At 44.2% G+C, this 21,452-nt stretch carries 16 protein-coding genes and 1 pseudogene; 12 read left to right on the forward strand and 5 right to left on the reverse strand.

Features of this window, described 5'->3' with window-relative positions:
• Positions 1-7: 7 nt before the first annotated feature.
• Positions 8-667, forward strand: a complete 660-nt coding sequence (locus GXP22_04295) for a hypothetical protein (protein NOX08701.1) — start codon at positions 8-10, stop codon at positions 665-667.
• Between the two features lie 70 nt (positions 668-737).
• Entirely contained in the window at positions 738-2,180 is a 1,443-nt protein-coding gene (locus GXP22_04300) for a cell envelope integrity protein TolA (protein ID NOX08702.1), read from the forward strand.
• A 316-nt stretch (positions 2,181-2,496) separates the two neighbouring features.
• On the opposite strand, the gene ftsX is transcribed toward GXP22_04300, so the two are convergent.
• From ftsX to ftsY, 3 genes are read right to left on the reverse strand one after another with little or no spacing between them, the layout of a single operon-like run.
• On the reverse strand, positions 2,497-3,459 hold the full coding sequence (gene ftsX / locus GXP22_04305; protein NOX08703.1) for a cell division protein FtsX: 963 nt from the start codon (positions 3,457-3,459) through the stop codon (positions 2,497-2,499).
• Entirely contained in the window at positions 3,456-4,130 is a 675-nt protein-coding gene (gene ftsE, locus GXP22_04310) for a cell division ATP-binding protein FtsE (protein NOX08704.1), read from the reverse strand. The genes ftsX and ftsE overlap by 4 nt, the downstream gene beginning before the upstream one ends.
• The gene (ftsY, locus tag GXP22_04315) at positions 4,127-5,122 is read right to left on the reverse strand and encodes a signal recognition particle-docking protein FtsY (protein NOX08705.1); all 996 of its coding nucleotides are present in this window, start codon (positions 5,120-5,122) and stop codon (positions 4,127-4,129) included. Before ftsY ends, ftsE begins: the two co-directional genes overlap by 4 nt.
• Before the next feature lie 217 nt (positions 5,123-5,339).
• On the opposite strand from ftsY, the gene GXP22_04320 reads away from it, so the two are divergent.
• The 6 genes and pseudogenes from GXP22_04320 to GXP22_04345 all read left to right on the forward strand — a co-directional run bounded on the left by GXP22_04320 (position 5,340) and on the right by GXP22_04345 (position 9,454).
• Complete coding sequence (locus GXP22_04320; protein NOX08706.1) at positions 5,340-5,744, forward strand: hypothetical protein; 405 nt, start codon at positions 5,340-5,342, stop codon at positions 5,742-5,744.
• 72 nt (positions 5,745-5,816) lie between these two features.
• Positions 5,817-6,248 carry a recombinase gene (locus GXP22_04325; GenBank protein ID NOX08707.1) on the forward strand — a complete coding sequence of 144 codons (432 nt, stop codon included), beginning with the start codon at positions 5,817-5,819 and terminating at the stop codon, positions 6,246-6,248.
• A 74-nt stretch (positions 6,249-6,322) separates the two neighbouring features.
• Positions 6,323-6,394 (forward strand): annotated as a pseudogene (locus tag GXP22_04330) (CopG family transcriptional regulator).
• A 70-nt stretch (positions 6,395-6,464) separates the two neighbouring features.
• A complete protein-coding gene (locus tag GXP22_04335; GenBank protein ID NOX08708.1) occupies positions 6,465-6,680 on the forward strand; it encodes a hypothetical protein in 216 nt (71 codons plus the stop codon).
• A 108-nt stretch (positions 6,681-6,788) separates the two neighbouring features.
• Positions 6,789-8,132, forward strand: coding sequence for an insulinase family protein (locus GXP22_04340; GenBank protein ID NOX08709.1), 1,344 nt, complete (start codon positions 6,789-6,791; stop codon positions 8,130-8,132).
• Positions 8,129-9,454 (forward strand): insulinase family protein, encoded by a 1,326-nt coding sequence (locus tag GXP22_04345; GenBank protein NOX08710.1) that lies wholly within the window; start codon positions 8,129-8,131, stop codon positions 9,452-9,454. The genes GXP22_04340 and GXP22_04345 overlap by 4 nt, the downstream gene beginning before the upstream one ends.
• Here GXP22_04345 and GXP22_04350 read toward each other — a convergent pair.
• Entirely contained in the window at positions 9,451-9,945 is a 495-nt protein-coding gene (locus tag GXP22_04350; protein ID NOX08711.1) for a histidine phosphatase family protein, read from the reverse strand. The genes GXP22_04345 and GXP22_04350 overlap by 4 nt on opposite strands.
• A 434-nt stretch (positions 9,946-10,379) precedes the next feature.
• Between GXP22_04350 and GXP22_04355 the strand changes: the two genes are divergently transcribed.
• Positions 10,380-14,399 carry an XRE family transcriptional regulator gene (locus tag GXP22_04355; protein NOX08712.1) on the forward strand — a complete coding sequence of 1,340 codons (4,020 nt, stop codon included), beginning with the start codon at positions 10,380-10,382 and terminating at the stop codon, positions 14,397-14,399.
• Positions 14,400-14,536: 137 nt separating this feature from the next.
• Here GXP22_04355 and GXP22_04360 read toward each other — a convergent pair whose 3' ends face one another.
• Positions 14,537-16,840, reverse strand: coding sequence for a fatty acid cis/trans isomerase (locus tag GXP22_04360; protein ID NOX08713.1), 2,304 nt, complete (start codon positions 16,838-16,840; stop codon positions 14,537-14,539).
• Positions 16,841-17,207: 367 nt separating this feature from the next.
• Between GXP22_04360 and GXP22_04365 the strand changes: the two genes are divergently transcribed.
• From GXP22_04365 to GXP22_04375, 3 genes are all read left to right on the forward strand, one after another.
• Complete coding sequence (locus GXP22_04365) at positions 17,208-18,683, forward strand: NarK family nitrate/nitrite MFS transporter (protein ID NOX08714.1); 1,476 nt, start codon at positions 17,208-17,210, stop codon at positions 18,681-18,683.
• Between the two features lie 23 nt (positions 18,684-18,706).
• Complete coding sequence (locus GXP22_04370) at positions 18,707-20,407, forward strand: bifunctional protein-serine/threonine kinase/phosphatase (GenBank protein NOX08715.1); 1,701 nt, start codon at positions 18,707-18,709, stop codon at positions 20,405-20,407.
• Between the two features lie 284 nt (positions 20,408-20,691).
• Entirely contained in the window at positions 20,692-21,327 is a 636-nt protein-coding gene (locus GXP22_04375; protein NOX08716.1) for a hypothetical protein, read from the forward strand.
• The last annotated feature ends 125 nt before the right edge of the window (positions 21,328-21,452 follow it).

Below are 21,452 nucleotides of genomic sequence, written 5' to 3' on the forward strand. Positions count from 1 at the left end.
AATTAAAATGGGCTGGTTAATATTCTTTTTTTGCTGGATCTTGTTTCTTTGGCTTTATCACCATAGTGAGAAGAATAAGCAACTTCGTGCACAGTCAATGCAAACGGAGAAGCATGTCGATTATGGTTCGGTAAAACGTGACTTTGATGAAAGCATGAAGTCATTTAATGATAGCGAGGGCTTCAAGGCGCGTTTGGCACATATTGATCGCGCCATTGGTCATCTTGAACAAATGGAAGAGATGCTGCCGGGGAAGGATTCAGCCTCCCAGCTATCTGAATTACTGTCATTGAAACGGGGGCTCACGCATTCCGGTATCAAGGGACGGTTTCAGGAGTCTATGCGTAAGGCGCGCGAGACCACGAGTACCATTGCCAAGGTTAATCATGCCACCTCTGCACAGGCGATCCTGAGCGAAGGACTGGATATGGGTATTGATAAAGAGTTGTTGAGCGAAGAGATCGAAGAGGCGAATGACTTTATCAACCAGTTGCAATATGACGAGTATCTCGCCAAGGCAAGCAAGGAAGAGGCAAAGGGTAATACGAAAGGTGCCATTGATCAGTATCAGGTGGCACTGTACTTCCTGAAGATGGCGCATATAGGCAGTGAAAAGCAGGATGCGCTGGTGAATGAAATCGAGAGTAAGCTACAGAGTCTTTCCTGATCGGGGGCCCTGGGTGATATTTTTAAATGAAAAATAAAACAACGTATTAGTAATAAAAGTGGAGACAATCATGGAAACCAATGAAACACGGGGCAAAATGAATAATTTTGGTGAGACGATGAAACAGACCGGTCTTGCAAAGCCGACAGTATTGGGTGGTTTGTTTGCTGCCCTGTTATTTGCCGGTGCAATAGGCGGGCTGCTGGAAACCAATGAAGCGGGTACTATTACGGTCAAACAGTCTGCGATGACGGGGGCAGTGGATATTATTTCCAAGCCGGGTTTGTTTTGTCAGTGTCTTGGTTCGGTGACAAAATATCCTGAGGCGGGTACCGTCAAGTTTGCCCAGGCCGATCAAATAAAAGGGCCTAATGGCACCATGATCGAGCGACCGGGCCGGAGTAAGGAGAAAGATCCTTCCCTATCCAGTGAGATCGAGGTACGATTTAATGATGGTGGTCTGGGCTGGATCTCGGTGATGACAATGTTTGATCTACCAGCTGATCGAAGCAAATTAAGACTTGTTCACAAGAAGTTTCGGGATTATAACAATCTGCTTGAGATGGGTGTCAAACCGACTATTGAAGAGTCTGTAGTATTAACGGCTGCCTTGATGAATTCGGGTGAGTCGTATACCACTAAACGAGCCATCTTCTCTGAATGGGCCAAGGATCAATTGACTCAGGGTACTTATATGACAGAAGAGGTTGCTCGTTCTGATCAGGGTACATTGGGTGGTGCGATGGAAAACAATGTTGTCAGGGTTAAGGTAAAGGATGGTGCAAAACTGAGAAACGAGGACCCTCTAGCACGTTACGGGATCAAGTTTAAACAGTTCCAGATTACCAATATTCGTTATGAGGCAGAGACCGAGAGTCTTATCAAGATCAAGCGTAATGCACTGCAACAGACCATCGTAGCCAGGATCGCAGCAGAGCGTGCCAAGCAGGAACGTCTGGCGGCTGAAGAGTTTGGTAAGAAGAAGGTCAAGATTGCTGAATATGAAGGCATGGTAAAGAAGAAAAAGGCCGAGGTTGCAGCGGAAGAAGAAAAGAGTGTTGCTATCATCAATGCCGAACGTAAGTTGGCAGTGGCCAAGGTAATGAAGCAGAAGGATCTGGGTGCGGCTAATAAAAAGGTTGCGCTGGCGAAACTGGAAAAGGAAAAGGCCATTATTACTGCTGATAAGGGTGTTAAGGTTGCCAAGTTAAATGTTGATGCCGCGAAGTATAATAAGCGGGCTCAAATCCTTGAGGGTGAAGGCGTGAGTGAGCAAAGACGGCTCATCTACAAGGCTGATGGCGCGCTGGAACAGAAGCTGGATGCCTACGTGAAGGTGATGACGGTATTGTCCAAGGAACTGGGCAAGCAGAAATGGGTGCCTGATATTGTTATGAATGGTAGTGGTAATGGTGGTGCTGATCAGGGTAATGCGGCTGCTGGGTTTATGAACCTGTGGATGATGAAGGCAGCGAAGGATCTTGATGTTGAGCTGACGGCTAAGAAGAAGTAATTTTCTTTATTACTGTTGTTAGTGAAGATGCCCGCATAAGCGGGCATTTTTTATTTGCTTGAGAAAATATAGGTCTGGTAAGTTCGAGACCGGGGCTGGCTCCTCTCTATCAGAGACACGCCGTGAATACATCCTCGGCAATTGCTCCTGCATTGCTCTACCTACCTACATCCATGTAGGCGTGTAGGCTCCACGCCCGCGTCCATGCGGGCAAGGGTCTCTGATAGAGAGGAGTCACCCCCGGTCTCTTGAGTTAACGGAACCTGGGGACTGACCTTTCTCGTTCCCATGCTCCCGCGTGGGAATGCATAGCAAGTCAACGCGGCTGTATGCGATGAAGATGCTGGGCTACAGCAATCCAGGCTCCGATCAAACCCAATAGCGTCCCCAGACCCAACAGCGCCAGTCCCCAGCTCAGACTCATGCCGGAGAGTTGAAAGGCGCTGTGATAGAGCTCAGTCAGTGCTTGTACGGGTGTACTGAGTAACCAGAAGCTGATGCCGATCATGATCCAGGCGAGTAGTGCCCCGAGTAGACCATACCAGAGCCCGGTGTAGAGAAACGGGCGACGAATAAAGGCGTTGGTGGCACCGATCAGTTGAGTGATCTCGATCTCTTCATGGCGACTCTGAATCTCCAGGCGGATGATGTTGCCGGTGACCAGCAATACTGCAAGCCCCAACAAGCTACCAATAATAAGAATAATGCGCTCAAAAATAGCCAATATTGCCGACAGGCGTTTGACCCATTCCAGATCCAGTTGTGCCAGATCAACCTCGGGGCGTTGTTGTAGTCGTTGCAACAGGGACTGGCTTAGATAGCGATCAAGATCACCGGGTTGTAGTACCAGTACCGTGGGTAGAGGATTTTTATTCAGTTGCTGAATGAGATTGCCAAGGCCGGGGTATTGTTGAAATTCTTCCAGTGCCTGTTGTTTGGTGATAATCCTGACCTGTTCGATCTCCGGCCATGAATGAATCTCGCCAGCCAGTTTTCTAGCCTGTTGTTCGGTGACGGTTTGTTTCAGAAATAGTGAGATGCTGGTGGCACCATCCCAGTTAATCTGTGCCTGTTTCAGATTGTCGAGCAGGATCAGCATGGCACCGGGCAGGGCAAGGGTGATGGCAATAACGGCAATGGTCAATAGACTGGCGATAGGTTTTAGCCAGAGTCGACCGAGGCTGCTAATGAGTGTTTGGGCATGACGCAGTAGATAGTTGCGTAATATGTCTTTAAGGCTACGCACGGGTTTACGAGTAGAGGGCTTCTTTTTTTTCATGGAATAAAGCGATCCTCAGGATGAATAAGCTGCCCCTGATCCAAGGTTAATATGTTGTGATGCATCTGTGCGATCAGGGCGAGATCGTGGGATGCGATCAGGGTCGTCACACCCACCTGGGAGAATTGTTCGAATAAACCCATGATCTCGCGCGATAGTTCAGGATCAAGATTACCGGTAGGCTCATCAGCAATCAGGATGCGGGGCTTGTGTACCACGGCACGGGCAATACCCACTCGTTGTTGCTCACCACCCGACAGGCTGATGGGTTGTTTACGCTCCTTATCCAATAGACCCACCTTGTCCAGTGCGGCGCGTACTCGGCGTGCAATATCCTGATGTCGGAAGCCTGCGATAATCAGGGGCAGAGCCACATTATCAAATACCGTGCGATCCATTAACAGGCGATGATTCTGAAATATGATGCCGATCTTACGCCTTAGGTAAGGGATCTTGCGTGCAGGGATGCGACTAAGGTTATCACCATCAACAATCAATTGTCCGCGTGTGGGGCGATCGAGCAGGGCGATGAGGCGTAATAGTGTGCTTTTACCGGCACCTGAGTGGCCGGTTAGAAAACTGAGGCTACCCTTATCCAGAAACAGGTTGATCCCGCTCAGAGCCTCGGGGCCATTATTATAGCGTTTGCATATGTTGGAAAAGCGGATCATTCCTGTTCAAAGAGTGCCTGAATGAATTCATCAGCATGAAACTCACGTAGATCCTCGATGGCTTCACCGACACCAATAAAACGAATAGGGATGCTCAGGCGTTCCGCAATAGCGAAGATGACACCACCCTTGGCAGTGCCATCCAGTTTGGTAATGGTGATCCCGGTGAGTCCCATAGCCGCATGGAATTGAGTGGCCTGATTGATGGCATTTTGACCCGTACCCGCATCCAGCACCAACATCACCTCATGGGGTGCATTGGCATCCAGCTTCTGTAACACACGCTTGAGTTTTTTCAGTTCTTCCATCAGGTTCGATTGGGTATGTAGACGACCCGCAGTATCCGCGATCAGGATATCGATGTTTTTAGACTGTGCCGATTGCAGGGCATCGTAGAGCACCGATGCCGAATCAGCTCCCTGATGTTGAGCCACCACCGGGATGTCATTGCGTTCGCCCCAGCTCTGTAGTTGTTCCACCGCAGCTGCCCGAAAGGTATCACCGGCAGCCAGCATCACGCTTTTACCCTGATCCTGGAAACGGCGCGCCAGCTTGCCAATGGTGGTGGTCTTGCCAGCGCCATTAATCCCGATCATTAACAGGACAAAGGTACCATTGCTGGTGTCGATATTCAGAGGTATCGTGCAGGGTGTGAGGATCGCCTGCATATCCTCACGCAGGGCAGACATTAAGCTGTCGGCATCCTTGAGTTGTTTGCGTGCAACGCGTTGGGTCAGATCCTTGAGGATGCGCTGGGTTGCTTCAATACCAATATCCGCAACCAGTAATTGAGTCTCAAGATCCTCCAGTAGTTCATCGTCAATCTCCTTGTGACCCAGCACAAGGTTAGATATGCCCTCAACCAGCCCGCTACGGGTTTTGGATAGCCCGTCCCGCAAGCGACCAAAAAGGCCTTTTTTGGGCTTTTCTGGCTCTGTACTTGGTGTTACAGCCGTCTCTTCAGGGTCTTTTTTACGCTTGAAGCCAAACATGGAAACTCTAACCTGTCGTTGAAGTAATGGTAGCTATGATAACAGCAAGTATCTTTATAATATATCCACCTGCCATGCTTGTTTTTCTTTGGGCTTAACTAAGAATCAGTAAAAATAATTTGACCTGAATCTGGATTAACTTAATGTGTTAAAATAAAGCGTACAAAGGCACACTAGTATTAAGTTGAAATGTAACAAAAACAAGGGGAATCCTTACATGAATCAATACCGTTGGGTATCAATTTTTATTCTTATCTTATCTACAAATGTATATTCATATCAATCTAAAGTTGAAATTGTAGAGCAATTTGATGATTTAAAGATGGTCGCATTTATAAGCAAAGAATATATTAATAACAGTCCTGAATGGATTCCAGGTAAAACAGCTCTTCCTTTGACTGTTGCCGATGCTATTAAAGCGGTCAATGATTTTAACAAAGATGAAAATAAAGTAGATGTTATAAGTGAAATAGAAATAAGAAAAATACCAAAACATAAGAAACACTGGCACTATTTAATTAAAGTTGCTAACAAGGCCATGAAATTAAAATATAATATTTATGTGGTATTAATGAGTGGTAAGGTTGTTCCAGCAATGATTCAACCACAATCTTATAAATGACCGGTTATAAAAAGGGGACGGAGGGATTAAATAATCCTCTGTCCCTTTTTTTTAAAACACAGGGTATTTTAAATGGATTACGAGAAGCGCGAAGAAAATCGCGAAGAGATAAGAAAAGCCAACGAATGCTTGTTAATGGAGTTTGAAGCGTGGCTAAAATCATCAGGTCTGTCGGAAAAGACGATAAATAATCATGTTTCGAATATTGATTTCTACGTAAACGACTATCTGTTGTACGATGATATAACTGAGGCAAAAGATGGTGCATCCTCTGTAAGCATGTTTCTTGGATATTGGTTCATAAAAAAGGCGATGTGGGCAAGTCGGTCAACTATTAAGGGCAACGCAACAAGTCTCAAAAAGTTTTATACCTTTATGCATGAGAAGAAGCAGATAGATAAAGAAGACCTTAGTGACTTAAAAGAAGTGATAAAAGAAGATATGTCTGAATGGTTAGCAAGCTTGGAACGCTATGATGATCCATCAGTTGAGGAAGTTTGGTGATGTGGCGTATGACATGGGGCTGGTTACAATCATCGCAATAATTATTGTATGAGTTTCTATGAAAGCTAAAACATTTAGGTGTTACACGTCAATCTATTATAAAAGTTTGGTTGGCGGAGCGCTTAGAAAAAATAGCGTCTAAATAACTGGCGACTGTATGTGGTAGGGACGATGAGTTTTATAAAATTAATTAACACCAATCAGGATGTTGGAAATATGATGATAAATATAGGTCGATTGATAGTGTTTTCAGCCATTGTTTCGGGTATTGGCTGTTCCAGTGGGGAAGACAAGGTGGCTCCGGAAAAAACGGTCAGTGAACCTGTTTTTCAAGGTCAGATTCAGGCGCTTGAAAAAGCAAAAGAGCTTGAGTTGATGATTAAAAATGAAGCAGAGAAGCGTCGTCAGGCGATAAAAGAAGGTAGTAATTAAGCTTCTGGCGGTTGTGATATGCGTGTAGTGCATAGTGGTAGCAGGGAACTTCTGATTATTCGGGTGTCATTACTATTTCATGGGTATTTTTTACTAAGGTGATATTGAATGCTTAAAGCGTTTGGGTGGGTGTTGTTGGTCTTGTTTGCATCGAATGTGATTGCAGAAAACAAGGTGAGTGAGTATGTGTTTGATAATGGGCTTCGTTTAATTGTTAAGGAAGATCATCGTGCCCCGGTAATGGTATCCCAGATCTGGTACAAGGTGGGTTCCAGTTATGAACTGGATGGGCATACCGGGATATCTCATGTGCTGGAACACATGATGTTCAAGGGTACGGATAACTATGAGCCGGGTGAGTTTTCTCGCATTATTGCACGTAATGGTGGTCGTGAGAATGCCTTTACCGGGCGGGATTACACGGCTTATTTTCAGCGTATGGAAAAATCGCGTATCGAGGTCAGTTTCAAGCTGGAATCGGATCGTATGCACCGACTCAAGCTACAGGAAAAGGAGTTTGTTAAAGAGGTTCAGGTGGTGATGGAAGAACGCCGTATGCGTACTGAGGATAAGCCTAAGTCACTAACGCGTGAACACTTTAATGCTACCGCTTTTATGAATAGCTCTTATCGTAATCCGGTGATTGGCTGGCAACAGGATTTAGAGGAGATGGAGTTGGATGACCTCAGAGAATGGTATCGCTTGTGGTATGCGCCGAATAATGCGTTGATTGTGGTGGTGGGTGATGTTGATCCTGATGCGGTATATGCGCTGGCAAAGAAATATTTTTCAGCGATTCCAGCGGTGGCTATCAAGCCTGCCAAAAAACGTACTGAGGTTAAACAACGCGGTCTGCGTCGTATTGAGGTGCATGCCGAGGCGAAACTACCCTTTGTCATGATGGGGTACAAGGTGCCGGTATTGCGTACGGCTGAAAATACCGAAGATGCCTATGCGCTGGAGGTGCTGGCATGGATACTGGATGGTGGTGATGGCGCGCGTATGAGCCGTTCACTAGTGCGTGGGTCACAGGTGGCAGCAACGGCAGGTGCGGGTTATGACTTGTATGCGCGCCAACAGAGTTTATTAATCCTGCAAGGCGTTCCGGCCAATGGGCATACTATTAACGAACTGGAACAGGCGTTGCGTGAGCAGATTGCTCTGCTGCGTGAGCAGCCGGTAACATTAGAAGAGTTGCGGCGTGCCAAGGCACAGGTGGTGGCTGATGCGGTTTATGAAAAGGATTCGATGTTTTATCAGGCGATGCAGATTGGTATGCTGGAGGCATCCGGTTTGGACTGGCAGCAGGGTGATGATTATGTCAAACGAATACAGGCGGTCACGGTGGAACAGATTCAACAGGCAGCGCGTGATTATCTGATTGAAAATAATTTGACTATTGCGACTCTGGTGCCAGAGACGACGGCAGCTTCAACAGGAGATGTGAAATGAGACGGTTATTTTATATATCATCTTTGTTCTTTGTTTTCCTGACCAGTCAGAACCTGTACGCACAGGATATAGATATTCAGCATTGGCAGACCAGCCAGGGTACCAGGGTCTACTTTATTGCCGCACCCGAGTTACCCATGCTGGATGTGCGGGTGGTATTTGCTGCGGGTTCTACCCATGATGATGCCTTGCCCGGTCTGGCAGCATTGACCAATACGCTACTCGATAAGGGTGCTGACGGGATGGATGCTGACACCATTGCACAACGTATGGACGGGCTTGGTGCCCACTTGGGTGCCGGGTCTGAACGTGATATGGCGTGGTTATCTCTGCGCACTCTAAGTCAGGCGGATTTAATGGATGATGCCTTACAGGTTTTTGCCAGCGTATTGAGTCATGCCGATTTTAATGAATCTGATTTTAAGCGTGAACGTGAACGGACGCTGATTGGTTTGAAGATGGAGCAGGAACGCCCTGGCGCGATTGCGAGCAGAGCCTTTTACCGCGCTATCTATAATAAGCATCCTTATGCAACATCACCTGCTGGAAACCGGGAAAGTGTCGAGGCCATTCGTCTGCAACAGGTAAAGGCCTTTTATCAACGTTATTATGTTGCGCAGAATGCGGTGGTGTCGATAGTCGGTGATGTTGACAGGGAACAGGCAGAGGCGATTGCCAGGCGTATTACCCGTGACCTGCCCAAAGGTCACGCGGCAGCAGCATTGGCATCTGTCGCTGATCTGGAGACAGGCTCTCAGCAATATATCCATCACCCTTCGCAACAGAGCCATTTACTGATGGGGCAACCGGGCGTTTATCGGGGTGACCCGGATTATTATGCGCTCTATACCGGGAATTATATCCTCGGTGGGGGTGGTCTGGTCTCACGCATGAGTGATGAGGTGCGTGAGAAGCGAGGTCTTGCTTATAGTGCCTACAGTTATTTCCTGCCGATGCAAAGAAAAGGGCCTTTTATGTTGGGTTTACAAACGCGTAATGATCAGGTGGGCGAAGCGTTGCAGGTGGCACGTAAGACACTAACGGACTTTGTTACAAGCGGGCCAACGGAAGATGAGGTGGAGGCAGCAATACAGCATATTACCGGTGGCTTTCCCTTGCGTATTGATAGCAATGGCAAGATGATCGGGTATCTGTCGATGATTGGTTTTTATGGATTGCCATTGAGTTATCTGGAAGACTTTAATGGAAATATCAGTCGGCTTACTCGGGATGAGATCCATGACGCATTCCGTCGGCGTATTAATCCTGATCGTATGGTAACGATTGTGGTGGGTGGTGAAGATATATTTAAAGGTGATTAGAGGTTCTTTGGATTAATATCGAGTTGTTGCTCACCGGTATGGGTATTAACCTGATCCCAGTCTTCGATATCAAAACCAATCTGCACCACTGAGCAAGTTGCCATGTTGTTCATTCTTCCAGAGATGAGTTTATTCGCCAGATCTTCAAGCCCTGGGTTATGCGCGACAATGGCTATATCGTTATATTGCTTATCCACTTGCTGAATAATGCTGATGAGTTTATCGGTGCTTGCGCAATAGAGCTCATCCAGGTAATGGATAGCCTCTTTATCGGCAAGTGGATATTCACACAGTAAGTCCAGTGTTTGCATAGCTCGCCTTGCCGTGCTGCACAGGATCATATCAAAATGAACACCCCGTTCAGACAATGCCTTGCCCATCTGCGGGCTATCCATGAGGCCGCGTTCGTTGAGGATACGGTCGTGGTCGTTTGCGCCGGGTGTGCTCCATGAGGACTTGGCATGACGGATGAGTGTGAGTGTTTTATTCATAGTAACCCCCTAATCATTATTATAACGGTTCAAATCAAATAATCCGGATAATACGGGCTTGTTTTGTCAATTATACAGGGTGACATCTGAAATGTAGGCCTCCTTAGCTAGATGGGTCATCGAAATGTTCTGTGGTGGCATCATCTTCTGTATTACCGATTCTTTATGTTCGGATGAATAACGATTCATTATTGACTCTCTAGCACCCACCACAGCTTCTATTCTAATAATCTAAGTGAGGCGATAACTATCCTGACAGAGGGGGAATAGGCACCCTGAAGCGTTAGCATAGCCACTATTTGACATTTATATCAGTTCTGATATAAACTTGATTATATCGGAATTGATATAAATTCTGCATCAATTCAAAAATGGAAGGTAAATTAGACATTATGACTAAATCACCAAAAACTAAACGTGAGTCATTTGTAGATATTAAGGAACGTGCAGAACTAATGACAACATTACGTGAGCATGTTAAACAACGCTCTGGCACACAAGCCGAAAAAGCTGGTGATCTTGGTATTACCCAGCCTCGTTTGAATGATTTACTCAAAGATCGAATTGATAAATTCAGCCTGGATGCGCTTGTCACACTAGCAACAAAAGCCGGGCTACGCGTTAATATGAACGTTCAGAATGTACAAATCCAAGCAGGTCTAGGAACAATTAAGTCAAATCTTGGACCAATACTATCAATATTTGCTCCAGCGCCTAGTGAGTTGGGTAAGTTAGATGCGGCATTAGGCACCAGCGTTTTTCTTGGTTTATTGCGATGTGAAGCTATTGCGAATGGGTTAAGCTCGAAGGATGTGGTGGTATCATTAAATATCAACATAAAAGATGGTGGGGTTGATGCAAAAGTAGATAATTCCCCTACATCCAGCTCCCTGTTATCTAAGGGTAGCACGCACTTTCAAATAAAAACGGGGCCTAGCTTCAAGCCATGGCAACCCAGTGCCTTAAAGAGAGAATTATTTGGAAAATCGACTGCTAAACCCTCTAAAAAATTATTAGGCGACGAATTAAAAAACTGCCTTGATAAAAATGGAACATATGCTCTTATTACTTTTGGCCATGATCTATTGCCAAATCAACATACAAAAATAATAAATGAACTTACTAAGTTATTTGAGGCCTGCGGTTATAAAAGTCCAAAGGTTGGGGTGTTTGGGCAAGGTCAGCTAGTCAGCGAGTTAGATAAATATCCATCTATTTGTCTTTCCTTATTTGGCTTAGACGAAGGTGGTTTTTTGTCTATTGCAGGCTGGCGTGGAAAGGCTCAAATGCAGCTACCGTTAGAGCTTGGAGATGAACAAAAAACCTTAATACAAGACATACGAACAACCTTACAAGATGATACTGTACAGCACATCCGAATAATTGGTGAACCTGGTATTGGTAAGACTCGACTTGTTCTTGAGTCTGTTTCTACTAATGAAATAGCGCCATCAGTGATTTATGTCCCAACAGGTGAAGATTTTCAGAAAAGCAAATTATTCAATGAGCTTCTCAAATCAGAAAAGCACTATTCTGTTACCTTAGTCATAGATGATTGTGATGATCGTGACAGATCATCAATTTGGTCGGCATTGAAAGGTCATAGTGGAATCAAATTAATCACAATCGATCATGGATCAGATGAAACTCATGACAGCACCATGAAGAGTATTATTTGTCCGCAACTGCAAGAAGAGCAAATTAAAAATATTTTGCACTCTTATCTTCAAAAAAATATGGATCTACACAATTGGGCTACTTGGTGTAGTGGATCACCTCGTGTCGCACACGCTGTTGGTGAAAATCTTAAAAGTAATCCTGAAGATATTCTCAAATCACCGGCAGATGTACCTATTTGGGATCGTTTTATCATTGGTCATAAAGCAATGGATAGCCGTGATGCAGAGCAACACAGGCTTGTGATGCGTCATATTGCTTTGTTTCACCGCTTCGGTTTTGAATCGCCAGTGAGTGAAGAAGGTCAATTTATTTGCAACCTCATCAAAGAGGTTGATCCAACAATGACTTGGGGCAGATTCCAAATAATTGTACAGCACTATCGAAACAAGCGGGTATTACAGGGTCGACACACATTATTTATTGTACCTAAAGCTTTACATATTCATCTCTGGGTTGAGTTTTGGGATAACTACGGGCGAGGATTTGAGTTTATAACCTTTTTAGAGAAAGTCCCCACCAGCATGAAACACTGGTTTTTACAGTTATTTATTTACGCTCATAAGGCCGCTCCAGCTCAAGATGTAGTAAAAAAGATTTTATCTCCAAAAGGTCCATTCTCAAATCAATCATTCATGAAATCAGAAGTTGGTCTTCGGTTTATAAAGTACTTAGCAGAAGCAGATCCTATTGCCACACTTGCATTGTTGGAAAGAACGATTAATACTTGGACATATGAGGATCTGTATAAATGGGATGCAGGTCGTCAAGACATAGTTTGGGCATTAGGAAAAATCTCTGTTTGGGATAGTCTCTTTATTCGTTCAGTAAATATATTGATTCTAATTGTATTAACGGAGAATAGTACTTATTCAAATAATTCCAAAGGACTTCTATTAAAGCTGTTCAGCACTGGTCTAGGGTGGGCGCCTACTGAAGCAGCACCGTCGAAACGAATTCCTTTCTTAAAAGAACTGGTGAAAAGTAGCGATGTGAATAAGCGAGCATTAGGCTTAGAATTATGTCAAGAATGGCTAAAAACTCGTGGTGGTTATAGGATGATAGGTGCTGAATATCAAGGGCTGAGGCCACCAATTGAATTTTGGTATCCTACGACTTATGGAGAATTGTTTGATTATTGGCGTGAGGTATTGCGTTTTCTACACAATGAAATGAAAGGATTTAACACTGCTGACCGAAATCAGGCTGCTAATGTTTTAGTCAACGCGGCCAGAGGGCTGATCAGAATCGATGAGATGTCGAATGAGGTGATGGATATCTTATTTGACCTTGCCAATGATGATGAGATTAACCGAAAGTTACTTACCCAATTTGTTATATGTGAGCTACAGCAAAGACATAAAAAGCCGGATAAAAAAATGCTCACTAAAATTCATAAGCTTGATAAGCTATTAACTGGTGAGTCATTGTGGGAGCGAACCAATCGATATGTTCTACATACCAATTGGGACGAGGATTATATGTTCCGCGGAGAAAAATACAAGAAATTAGACTTACCTAGCAAACGTGTACGCGAATTGGCTAAAGAGTACATGAATGATATCAATATCTTTTCAGAAAACTTAAACAAGTTGGTTCGGGAAAGTGGTCATAGACTGCCTGAATTAGGCGTGGAATGCGGCAAGCTTGCCACCCCTATATTTGATGAAGAAATCTTCTCGCATATTCAATTAAAAAGTAATGATATTAATGGCATCTTTATTGGTGGTTATTTGGCTGGCCTTCGCACACATGATGCTGTGCGCTGGGAAGAACGATTAAATTGCTTATTACACAATAAAGATCTTCGAGAAATTGCAGTAGATTGCATCATACGTTCCGGTTTCACCGAATCAATGTTGCGCTACATGCTTACTTTAATAAGGGAAGGAGAGCTAACATCCATTGCATTTGATAGATTTTCATTTGGGAAGCGCCTTAGTGATATTGAAGATGACTTTTTTCAAGAAATTATTATTACACTCCTGAAGTATAATGATAATACATCAGCAATTATCTGTACGCAGCTTGTTCAAAATTATTATTTTGATAAAGAATCTTCCGGTGAGTTTCCAGAGAAAATGGTATTTGATGTCCTCACAGCCACTCTTTTGACTAAAAATAAAGATCAGATGTATGAATACTATTGGAACATAATTGCTGAAGTATTTCTTAAAAAACACCCTAATCGAAGCATTGAATTGCTCGCTAAAATTTTAACTAATATGGAAGCAATTTCACGTTATAGTCATTCGGATTACATCACAAAGGTTGCCGATAAAATTGTTGTTTTATACCCACATGAATCTTGGGAAATTGTTACTGATATATTGGCTTCAGAGATCATGAATCATTATGAAGTGATTTACTGGCTGGGTGATACCGGATATGAAAGCAAACCAAAAAGAGGAGCCATTAGCTACATGCCTGCAGAAGAAATCATAAACTGGGTCAATGAAGATAGAGAAGAAAGATTCTGGCTAATACGAGACATTTTACCTAAAACTGTAGATCAGAATGATGGTGGTCAATTAACGCGATTGATTATCGAAGAGTTTTTCAATGATGATAAAATGGTGGGTAGTTTGTTCATACATTTTCATATGGGAACCTGGATTGGGCATGAGAGTAACCACCTGTCTAAAATTCGTGATTCAGTTAGACAGTGGATATCGGAAGAGCCATCCATCAAAATCCAATCATGGCTAGGAAAATTCATTGATTACCTAAGCAACCACATAGAGGAGGATAAAATTAAAGAAGAAAGGGAATTTTAACTCCAATAGGAGCATAAAAAATGACATGGTCTGCTTTGAATTGATTTGAGTCATTATCGCATCTACATCCTTTAAATATCCATATCCACCTAAGATGCTATTAGAACAATAGTAATAATAGCAAACCTAGCAGTTCCCTAATCATTATTATAACGGTTCAAATCAAATAATCCGGATAATACGGGCTTGTTTTGTCTGTATTCATCCTGAAACCAGTCGGCGAATTTCCAGAAGTCAGGATCACTGCGTCTTACCCCATAGCGACTCACAAATTTTTCATAATCGGCTGGCGTCTTGATAGAGGCACAGCGGATTGTGAATTCTTCAATCTCTGATAGCGCAACGGAAAAAAAGAAATTGGGGTATGAACCTTCCAGCCATTTGGTTACTGTGATGGTGTCTTTTTTAATATCGGCACGATCACGTTGATGTTCATCGGCAAGAAATGAGGTGACATTTTTGTAGGCCTTGTTACGAATCAGGGTATAGGCAAAATGATCCTCTGGATTATCGGTGGTTACGCGGATAAAGGCGACATCAGGGAATGCGTGCAGGCGTTCACCTTGTAGTCGTGCGATCTTTTTCATTGCGCGGTCGGCATCTTTTGTTGATGTTATGGATGATGGCTTTTTGCAGTTGATGCGCCCACAATCATTCATGCTTTTTGCCAGTGGGGCTATACGGGAGACCCTGTTTCTAATGTATTGGTATAATTCTTTTTGTGGATTTTCGGTTTGATAACCAACTACCGATTCTGTGTTTAACCATTCCTGCGGGGCAGAAAATAATGTTTCAATGCTATTGCGTTGTCCTGCATACCAGCTATCACGAATCTCTTTGCGGTGATGGACAGGGAGAAAGGCAAGGAAGTAATCTTCGCCTTCCATGCGTAGAAAATCCATATAAATTCGTGTGCTGATCAGGTGACTGAGGTTGCCAAAGACATTGAATCCGGCAACCAGTAAATAATGTATACGTTCAAACATCGGGTAATCAATGATCCATGCCGTCTCCGGGTCGTCTCCAACCAGTCCGTAGGCGACTGAACCGCTATCGAAGTGACGAAAGATGGTGAGTGTGGCATTGGGGTTTTTGCCATCGCCATCCCAGATGTAATTCATGGCATGCTCCAGTTTGTGGGTACCGATGGTCTTGAACCAGGCTTGTTTGTGTTCCATATAGCGTCTTTGCCCTTGCCAGTAATCGGTCCATATACGCAGTAGATCCAGGTTACTGTTTTCATCTTCGGGCAACTGTAGTTCATTGACCATTTTTCCGATGAATTGCTCATTGTTGGTGATTATTGCCTGCCTGGGATCAAAAAACATAACCCAGAATTGATCCTCAATAACATCAAGCGCGATCTGCCCCCGACAAACGGGGCCTTTAACAAAACCCTCGATGAAAAAATGTGCGTCATCCAGTAGAAAACGATAGCGTGAGTTTGCTGGCAGGTCGGAAAAGACCTTGAATGGATTGGAGGTAATACTTATCGCGTAGGAGGGTAGTTTTGAGACGGTATAATCCTGGCTCAGGAAAAGTTCTCTGTAACGCTGCATACGTTTATCAGAAAATTCATAGACAATATGATTCTTGGCGACAATGACAGGATGATAGCGGAGTAAGCGATAATAGAAGGGGGCATTACCTGGGTCGTCATAGGGACGTAAGGTCGGGATCTCATTAATGGGTTCTCCCGTGGGTGTGCTGGATCGTACCAGTTGATAAAACTCCCGTTGAGGGGATAGGGCAAAGTGAATATGGGCATGAAACAGGTGTTCATAGAGATAACGGCTGACCAGTTGTTGTTTATTGGAGGTCTGATTCAGAAACGCTTCCCATTGTTTGATCTGTGGTACAACGGTAGCGGAGGGGGTTGGCGCTTCTGGTGTCGGGGCCCCTTGTGCAATCCAGGCGGTTAGCGTTTTATATTCTGTGTCAGACAGGTTTGGCATGGCATAGGGCATGCCCCACAGGGGGTGTTGTTGTGAATAGTCCTCGATGGTTTCAAGTGTTGGGCAGGTTTGTTCTCGATCAAGTCCCAACGTGAAGCTATCCGGTAGTTTTTCCTCACGCGGTTGTGGGTGTTGTTGTTTTAGTCGTAACAGGTGATACATGACCGAGTTTTTTAGATTGTCTTCGGCATTTTGTGAGCCTTCGTTAAGTATTGAAGAAAATCCGAGTGAACGCCATTCAGCGCTATTTTTTGCATCAATGAACAAGCGTGTCGCCGGTATCGAATTGATGCGCTCAGGGTTATAGATGCGTTCTTCACTGGCACCACGCCGTAGACCTTCGCTGGAGGATAACTTAAGCTGACAGGGGGCATCATAGCAACCATGACAGACGATACAACGTCGTTCCAGTATCGGACTGACTTGCTTATCAAATGAAACCGAGTGATCCAGTAGCGCTGAGGATGAGTTCAATTCAACGCTCATGGGTGCAACGGGTGGCCCCAGTGATTGATGAATAAGGAATCCAGACAACAGGGTTATAAATATAATGATCAGTATTTGTTTAAGCTTTATGATGATCTCGCTTTAATCGTTTTATGTTGTCATGGTTCGTATAGGGAGTATAACCCACTCATTCATCGCATGAAAATAGCCATGAAATTACCCTTGCACCAGAATGAGTGATATAAGGGTGTTCTAATGTAATAGCGCACCCGGCTTGTGCATACATCTTATTTTTAAGGTATTAAAACCTTATTTATATTATTGTATTCAATATGTTGCGATATTGGCACAGGCATTGCATGAGGTTGGGTATATCGTGAAGACTTGAGTTTACAGGAACAAGAAGATGTCGATTGATACAAGCAGGCTAAATCTATTCTCATTTAATGGCAAGATGCGCATCCTGCACCTGAGCTGGATGGCCTTTTTTATCAGTTTTTTTGTCTGGTTTAATCATGCCCCTTTATTAGCAATGATGCGTGACTCAATGGGGCTGACCACGCAGCAGATCAAGACCTTGCTGATATTAAATGTGGCATTGACTATCCCTGCCCGAATTATTATTGGCATGCTGGTTGATGCCTTTGGCCCCCGCAGTATCTTTTCCATGTTGTTGTTTGTTTCCAGTTTTCTCTGTTTTGGTTTTGCTATGGCGGAGGATTATGAGCAATTGGCCTTGATGCGATTCCTGCTAGGTTTTGTGGGTGCTGGTTTTGTTATCGGCACACGCATGATCGGCGAATGGTTTCCAGCAAAACAGATTGGTCTGGCGCAGGGCATTTATGGTGGTTGGGGTAATTTCGGTTCGGCGGGTGCTGCGGTGCTATTGCCGACAGTGGCATTGATGTTTGGTGGTGATGATGGCTGGCGTTGGGCGGTCGGTAGCACGGGTGTGGTCGCATTAATTTACTCTGCGGTTTATTTCTTTAGTGTCAGCGATACGCCAAAGGGATCAACCTACTTCAAGCCAAAGAAAAATGGTGCGTTGGAGATTACCTCAAGGTTTGATTTCTTTTTATACCTGGTGATGAATATACCGTTATATGCTGCACTGGCGGTACTCACCTGGAAGTTAAGTCCTGGTAATCTGGCGATGTTAAGTGAAGGTGTGACAACGATAATCTACGTTATTCTGGTGAGTTTATATGTCTTTCAGACTATCCGTATCTACCAGATTAACAAGCATGTCTTTACTGAGCAGGTGCCTGAAATTGAACGTTATAAATTCAAGCAAGTTGCGGTGTTGAATTTATCCTATATGGTGACCTTCGGTTCTGAGCTTGCGGTGGTTTCTATTCTGCCTTTGTTCTTTATGGATACCTTTAACCTGTCTGCTGTGCAGGCCGGGCTGGTTGCCTCGGTTTTTGCCGGACTGAATCTGATTATGCGTCCTGCTGGCGGATGGTTTAGTGATCGCTTTGGTCGTAAGATAACGCTAACTATTCTCATGGCTGGAGTGGGTGTAGGCTATTATCTACTGAGCCTGATAACCAGTGAATGGAGTCTGTCACTGGCGATTAGCGCTGTTGTCTTCTGTTCATTATTTGTTAATGCGGGCAATGGGGCGGTTTATGCCATTATCCCTTTGGTCAAGCGTCGTTTAACCGGGCAGATCTCCGGTATGACAGGCGCCTACGGTAATGTGGGTGCCGTTACCTTCCTGACGGTGTTGTCATTTGTTGCAACCGATGTGTTTTTTATGGTGATCGCGGTCTTTGCTATAGTGGTTTTTCTATTGATTGCATTCTTGCTGGAAGATCCGAAAGAGCAGATGGCAGAGATTATGCCGGATGGTACTGTGCAGATGATTGAGGTTGATTAGGTTGCTTAGTATATAATCAAGCAATGACTCCATCATTAGAAATCATAAATGGCCATTACAGTGTTGCCGGGATAAAACCGCAAAATGAGGATTCCTGTGGTGTATTGGTGCCTGATGAGCCCTTGTTAACGACCAAGGGTATTGCGGTGGTTGTTGCTGACGGGATGAGTGCCAGTGATAATGGCAAGCAGGCATCCGAGACCTGTGTTAAGAGCTTTTTGAGTGATTACTTCAGTACGCCGGAGACCTGGTCGGTTAAGAACTCTGGTCAGAAGATCCTTGCCGCGCTCAATCGCTGGCTGCATGGACAAGGGCAACGTGAATATCAAAGTCATAAGGGGATGGTGACTACCCTGAGTGTTTTGATTTTCAAGTCCAACACGGCTTATATCTTTCATGTGGGTGATACCCGTATCTATCGTTTACGCAATAATGAGCTGGAGCAACTCACCCAGGATCATCGTTTTTTTGTAAGTGATGAAAAGACCTATCTATCGCGTGCATTGGGTATTGATCTGCGGGTTGATATTGACTACAAAACCTTGTCGCTTGAAACCGGTGATGTCTTTATTCAGTTGACAGATGGTGTGTATGAATTTATTGCCGATAGCATGATTAAGTCGATTCTGCAGGATTATCAGCATAAACCCGAGATTGCCGCCAGGGAGATTGTTGAAGAGGCATTGCTCAATAAGAGTGATGATAATCTGACCTGCCAGATTATCGAGGTAACGCATTTACCTAGCGAAAATGAAAATGAGTTTTATGAAAAGTTGACCGAGCTTCCATTTCCGCCCCCACTGGAACCCGGTTTGATACTGGATGGTTACAAAGTGTTACGCCATCTGTTTTCAAACAAACGTACTGAGGTTTATCTGGTTGAGGATAGCGATACCGGTGACAAGGTGGTGTTGAAGGCACCCTCGGTGAATTATCTGGATGATCCGGAATATATCAATCAGTTCTTGCATGAGGAATGGGCTGGAAGAAGAATTAATAACCCTCATGTGCTGCGGGTGTTGGAGATTAAACGCAGACGTACCGCGCTGTACTATATTACCGAATACATTGAAGGGTGTTCATTGCGTCAGTGGCTGGATGATAATGCGCGACCCTCTTTGAGTCAGGTGCGCGCCTTTATTGAACAGATTGCGCGTGGGCTGCGTAGCTTTCATCGCCTGGAAATGATTCACCAGGATTTGAAACCGGAAAATATACTCATTGATGAGCATGACACCTTAAAGATTATTGATTTTGGTTCCACCAAGATTGCTGGTATTGAAGAGATTATGCTGCCTATCGAAGTGAATAATATCCTGGGCACGATTAATTATACGGCGCCTGAATATCATGTGGGTAATCCAGGAAGCAATCGTTCCGATATTTATTCATTAGGAATCATTGCCTATGAGATGTTGACCGGGCATTTGCCCTACGGCAAGGAGATGACGGCGCGTAATATCAAGCGTGTGAATTATATTTCTATTAAGCATTTTAATCCGGAGATACCTATCTGGGTCGATAAGGCGATTGAAAAAGCTGTGCTTATTAATCCGGATAATCGTTTTTCTCTCTTATCTGAATTTGTTTATGCGCTAAATCATGCCGATTCATCGCTGGTGAAGAAAGATTATGTCCCTCTTATAAAGCGTAATCCGGTGCGTACCTGGCAGATGATCAGTGCTATTCTTTTGGTGATTAACATCTTGTTAATGGTTTATTGATTGCCGTGTAAGAATATTCTTACAAAATAATCAGAATTATACTAATTACATTCTCCTTGTCTTTGTCTATTATTACTCACGCTTAGTTATGTTGTGGAAATGCCTTGAAGGGTTGAAAGGACTCCTTAGATATGGAAATACCCTTTAGCAATGGAGTCTGCCAAGGCATTTTTACAATTTTTTATTTTTTTCTTTAACGGATTAAAGAGATAAGCCAGGGATAGTTTCTACAAGGATAGTAATCACATGGATTGTGATACATGGATGTTAAAAGGATAAATACAATGAAGCAGTGGATGCGAGTATGTGGATGTACGGCTACCTTACTAGTCGGTTTTTCAGTTTCACCCGTTCGGGCGAATATTCTAATATCAGAGTTATTTTATGATGCTGTTGGCTCGGATTCGGGGCGTGTCTTTGTTGAACTCTATGGTTCACCAGGGATGTCTTTGGATGATCTCTATCTTGAGGCGATTAATGGCAGTAATGGGTCGAGTTACCTTAATGTTGAATTGAGCGGGGTGATTCCAGCGGATGGTGTCTTTGTTATCGCTGATAATATGAGTGGTGGGGGTACACAGGTCGCCAATGCGGATCTGATAGCCTCTATTGATCTGCAAAATGGCCCGGATTCATTGCTGTTAAGGGATTCATCGCAGATATGGGATGCCATTGGTTACGGTGATTTCAGCTCGGCACAGTTTTTTGGTGAGAACCTGCCTGCACCCGATACGATGGCGGGTCAAAGTCTGGTGCGTGATATCTATCTGACCGATAGTCAGGATAATAGTCTGGATTTCAGTCTTTCATCGATCCCGACTCCAGGTGAGGTGCCGTTGCTTGCTACACCGATTCCTCCGGCTTTGGGTCTGTTCCTGGCCGGACTGGGTTTGTTGGCAGGAAACAGGCGATATAATTGAGGAAGTTATTGAATTTCACTCAGCAGTAGGGGACCGACGTTTGTCAAGATAGTTGTCCAATTTTCTATGCTGCTTTATCTTTAATTTCGGTGTCCTCCAGGCTCTGGTTTTCCGGGTTCAGCCAG

Source organism: Gammaproteobacteria bacterium (assembly GCA_013151035.1).
GTDB lineage: Bacteria > Pseudomonadota > Gammaproteobacteria > JAADJB01 > JAADJB01 > JAADJB01.

Bases quoted from the DNA above. Each gene is read 5' to 3' on its own strand.
- GXP22_04370 (NOX08715.1), top strand. From the start codon at position 18,707: ATGACTCCATCATTAGAAATCATAAATGGCCATTACAGTGTTGCCGGG.
- GXP22_04350 (NOX08711.1), bottom strand. From the start codon at position 9,945: ATGAATAAAACACTCACACTCATCCGTCATGCCAAGTCCTCATGGAGC.
- GXP22_04320 (NOX08706.1), top strand. From the start codon at position 5,340: ATGAATCAATACCGTTGGGTATCAATTTTTATTCTTATCTTATCTACA.
- GXP22_04340 (NOX08709.1), top strand. From the start codon at position 6,789: ATGCTTAAAGCGTTTGGGTGGGTGTTGTTGGTCTTGTTTGCATCGAAT.
- GXP22_04300 (NOX08702.1), top strand. From the start codon at position 738: ATGGAAACCAATGAAACACGGGGCAAAATGAATAATTTTGGTGAGACG.
- ftsE (NOX08704.1), bottom strand. From the start codon at position 4,130: ATGATCCGCTTTTCCAACATATGCAAACGCTATAATAATGGCCCCGAG.
- ftsY (NOX08705.1), bottom strand. From the start codon at position 5,122: ATGTTTGGCTTCAAGCGTAAAAAAGACCCTGAAGAGACGGCTGTAACA.
- GXP22_04365 (NOX08714.1), top strand. From the start codon at position 17,208: ATGTCGATTGATACAAGCAGGCTAAATCTATTCTCATTTAATGGCAAG.
- GXP22_04360 (NOX08713.1), bottom strand. From the start codon at position 16,840: ATGAGCGTTGAATTGAACTCATCCTCAGCGCTACTGGATCACTCGGTT.
- GXP22_04335 (NOX08708.1), top strand. From the start codon at position 6,465: ATGATGATAAATATAGGTCGATTGATAGTGTTTTCAGCCATTGTTTCG.
- GXP22_04325 (NOX08707.1), top strand. From the start codon at position 5,817: ATGGATTACGAGAAGCGCGAAGAAAATCGCGAAGAGATAAGAAAAGCC.
- ftsX (NOX08703.1), bottom strand. From the start codon at position 3,459: ATGAAAAAAAAGAAGCCCTCTACTCGTAAACCCGTGCGTAGCCTTAAA.
- GXP22_04345 (NOX08710.1), top strand. From the start codon at position 8,129: ATGAGACGGTTATTTTATATATCATCTTTGTTCTTTGTTTTCCTGACC.
- GXP22_04295 (NOX08701.1), top strand. From the start codon at position 8: ATGGGCTGGTTAATATTCTTTTTTTGCTGGATCTTGTTTCTTTGGCTT.
- GXP22_04375 (NOX08716.1), top strand. From the start codon at position 20,692: ATGAAGCAGTGGATGCGAGTATGTGGATGTACGGCTACCTTACTAGTC.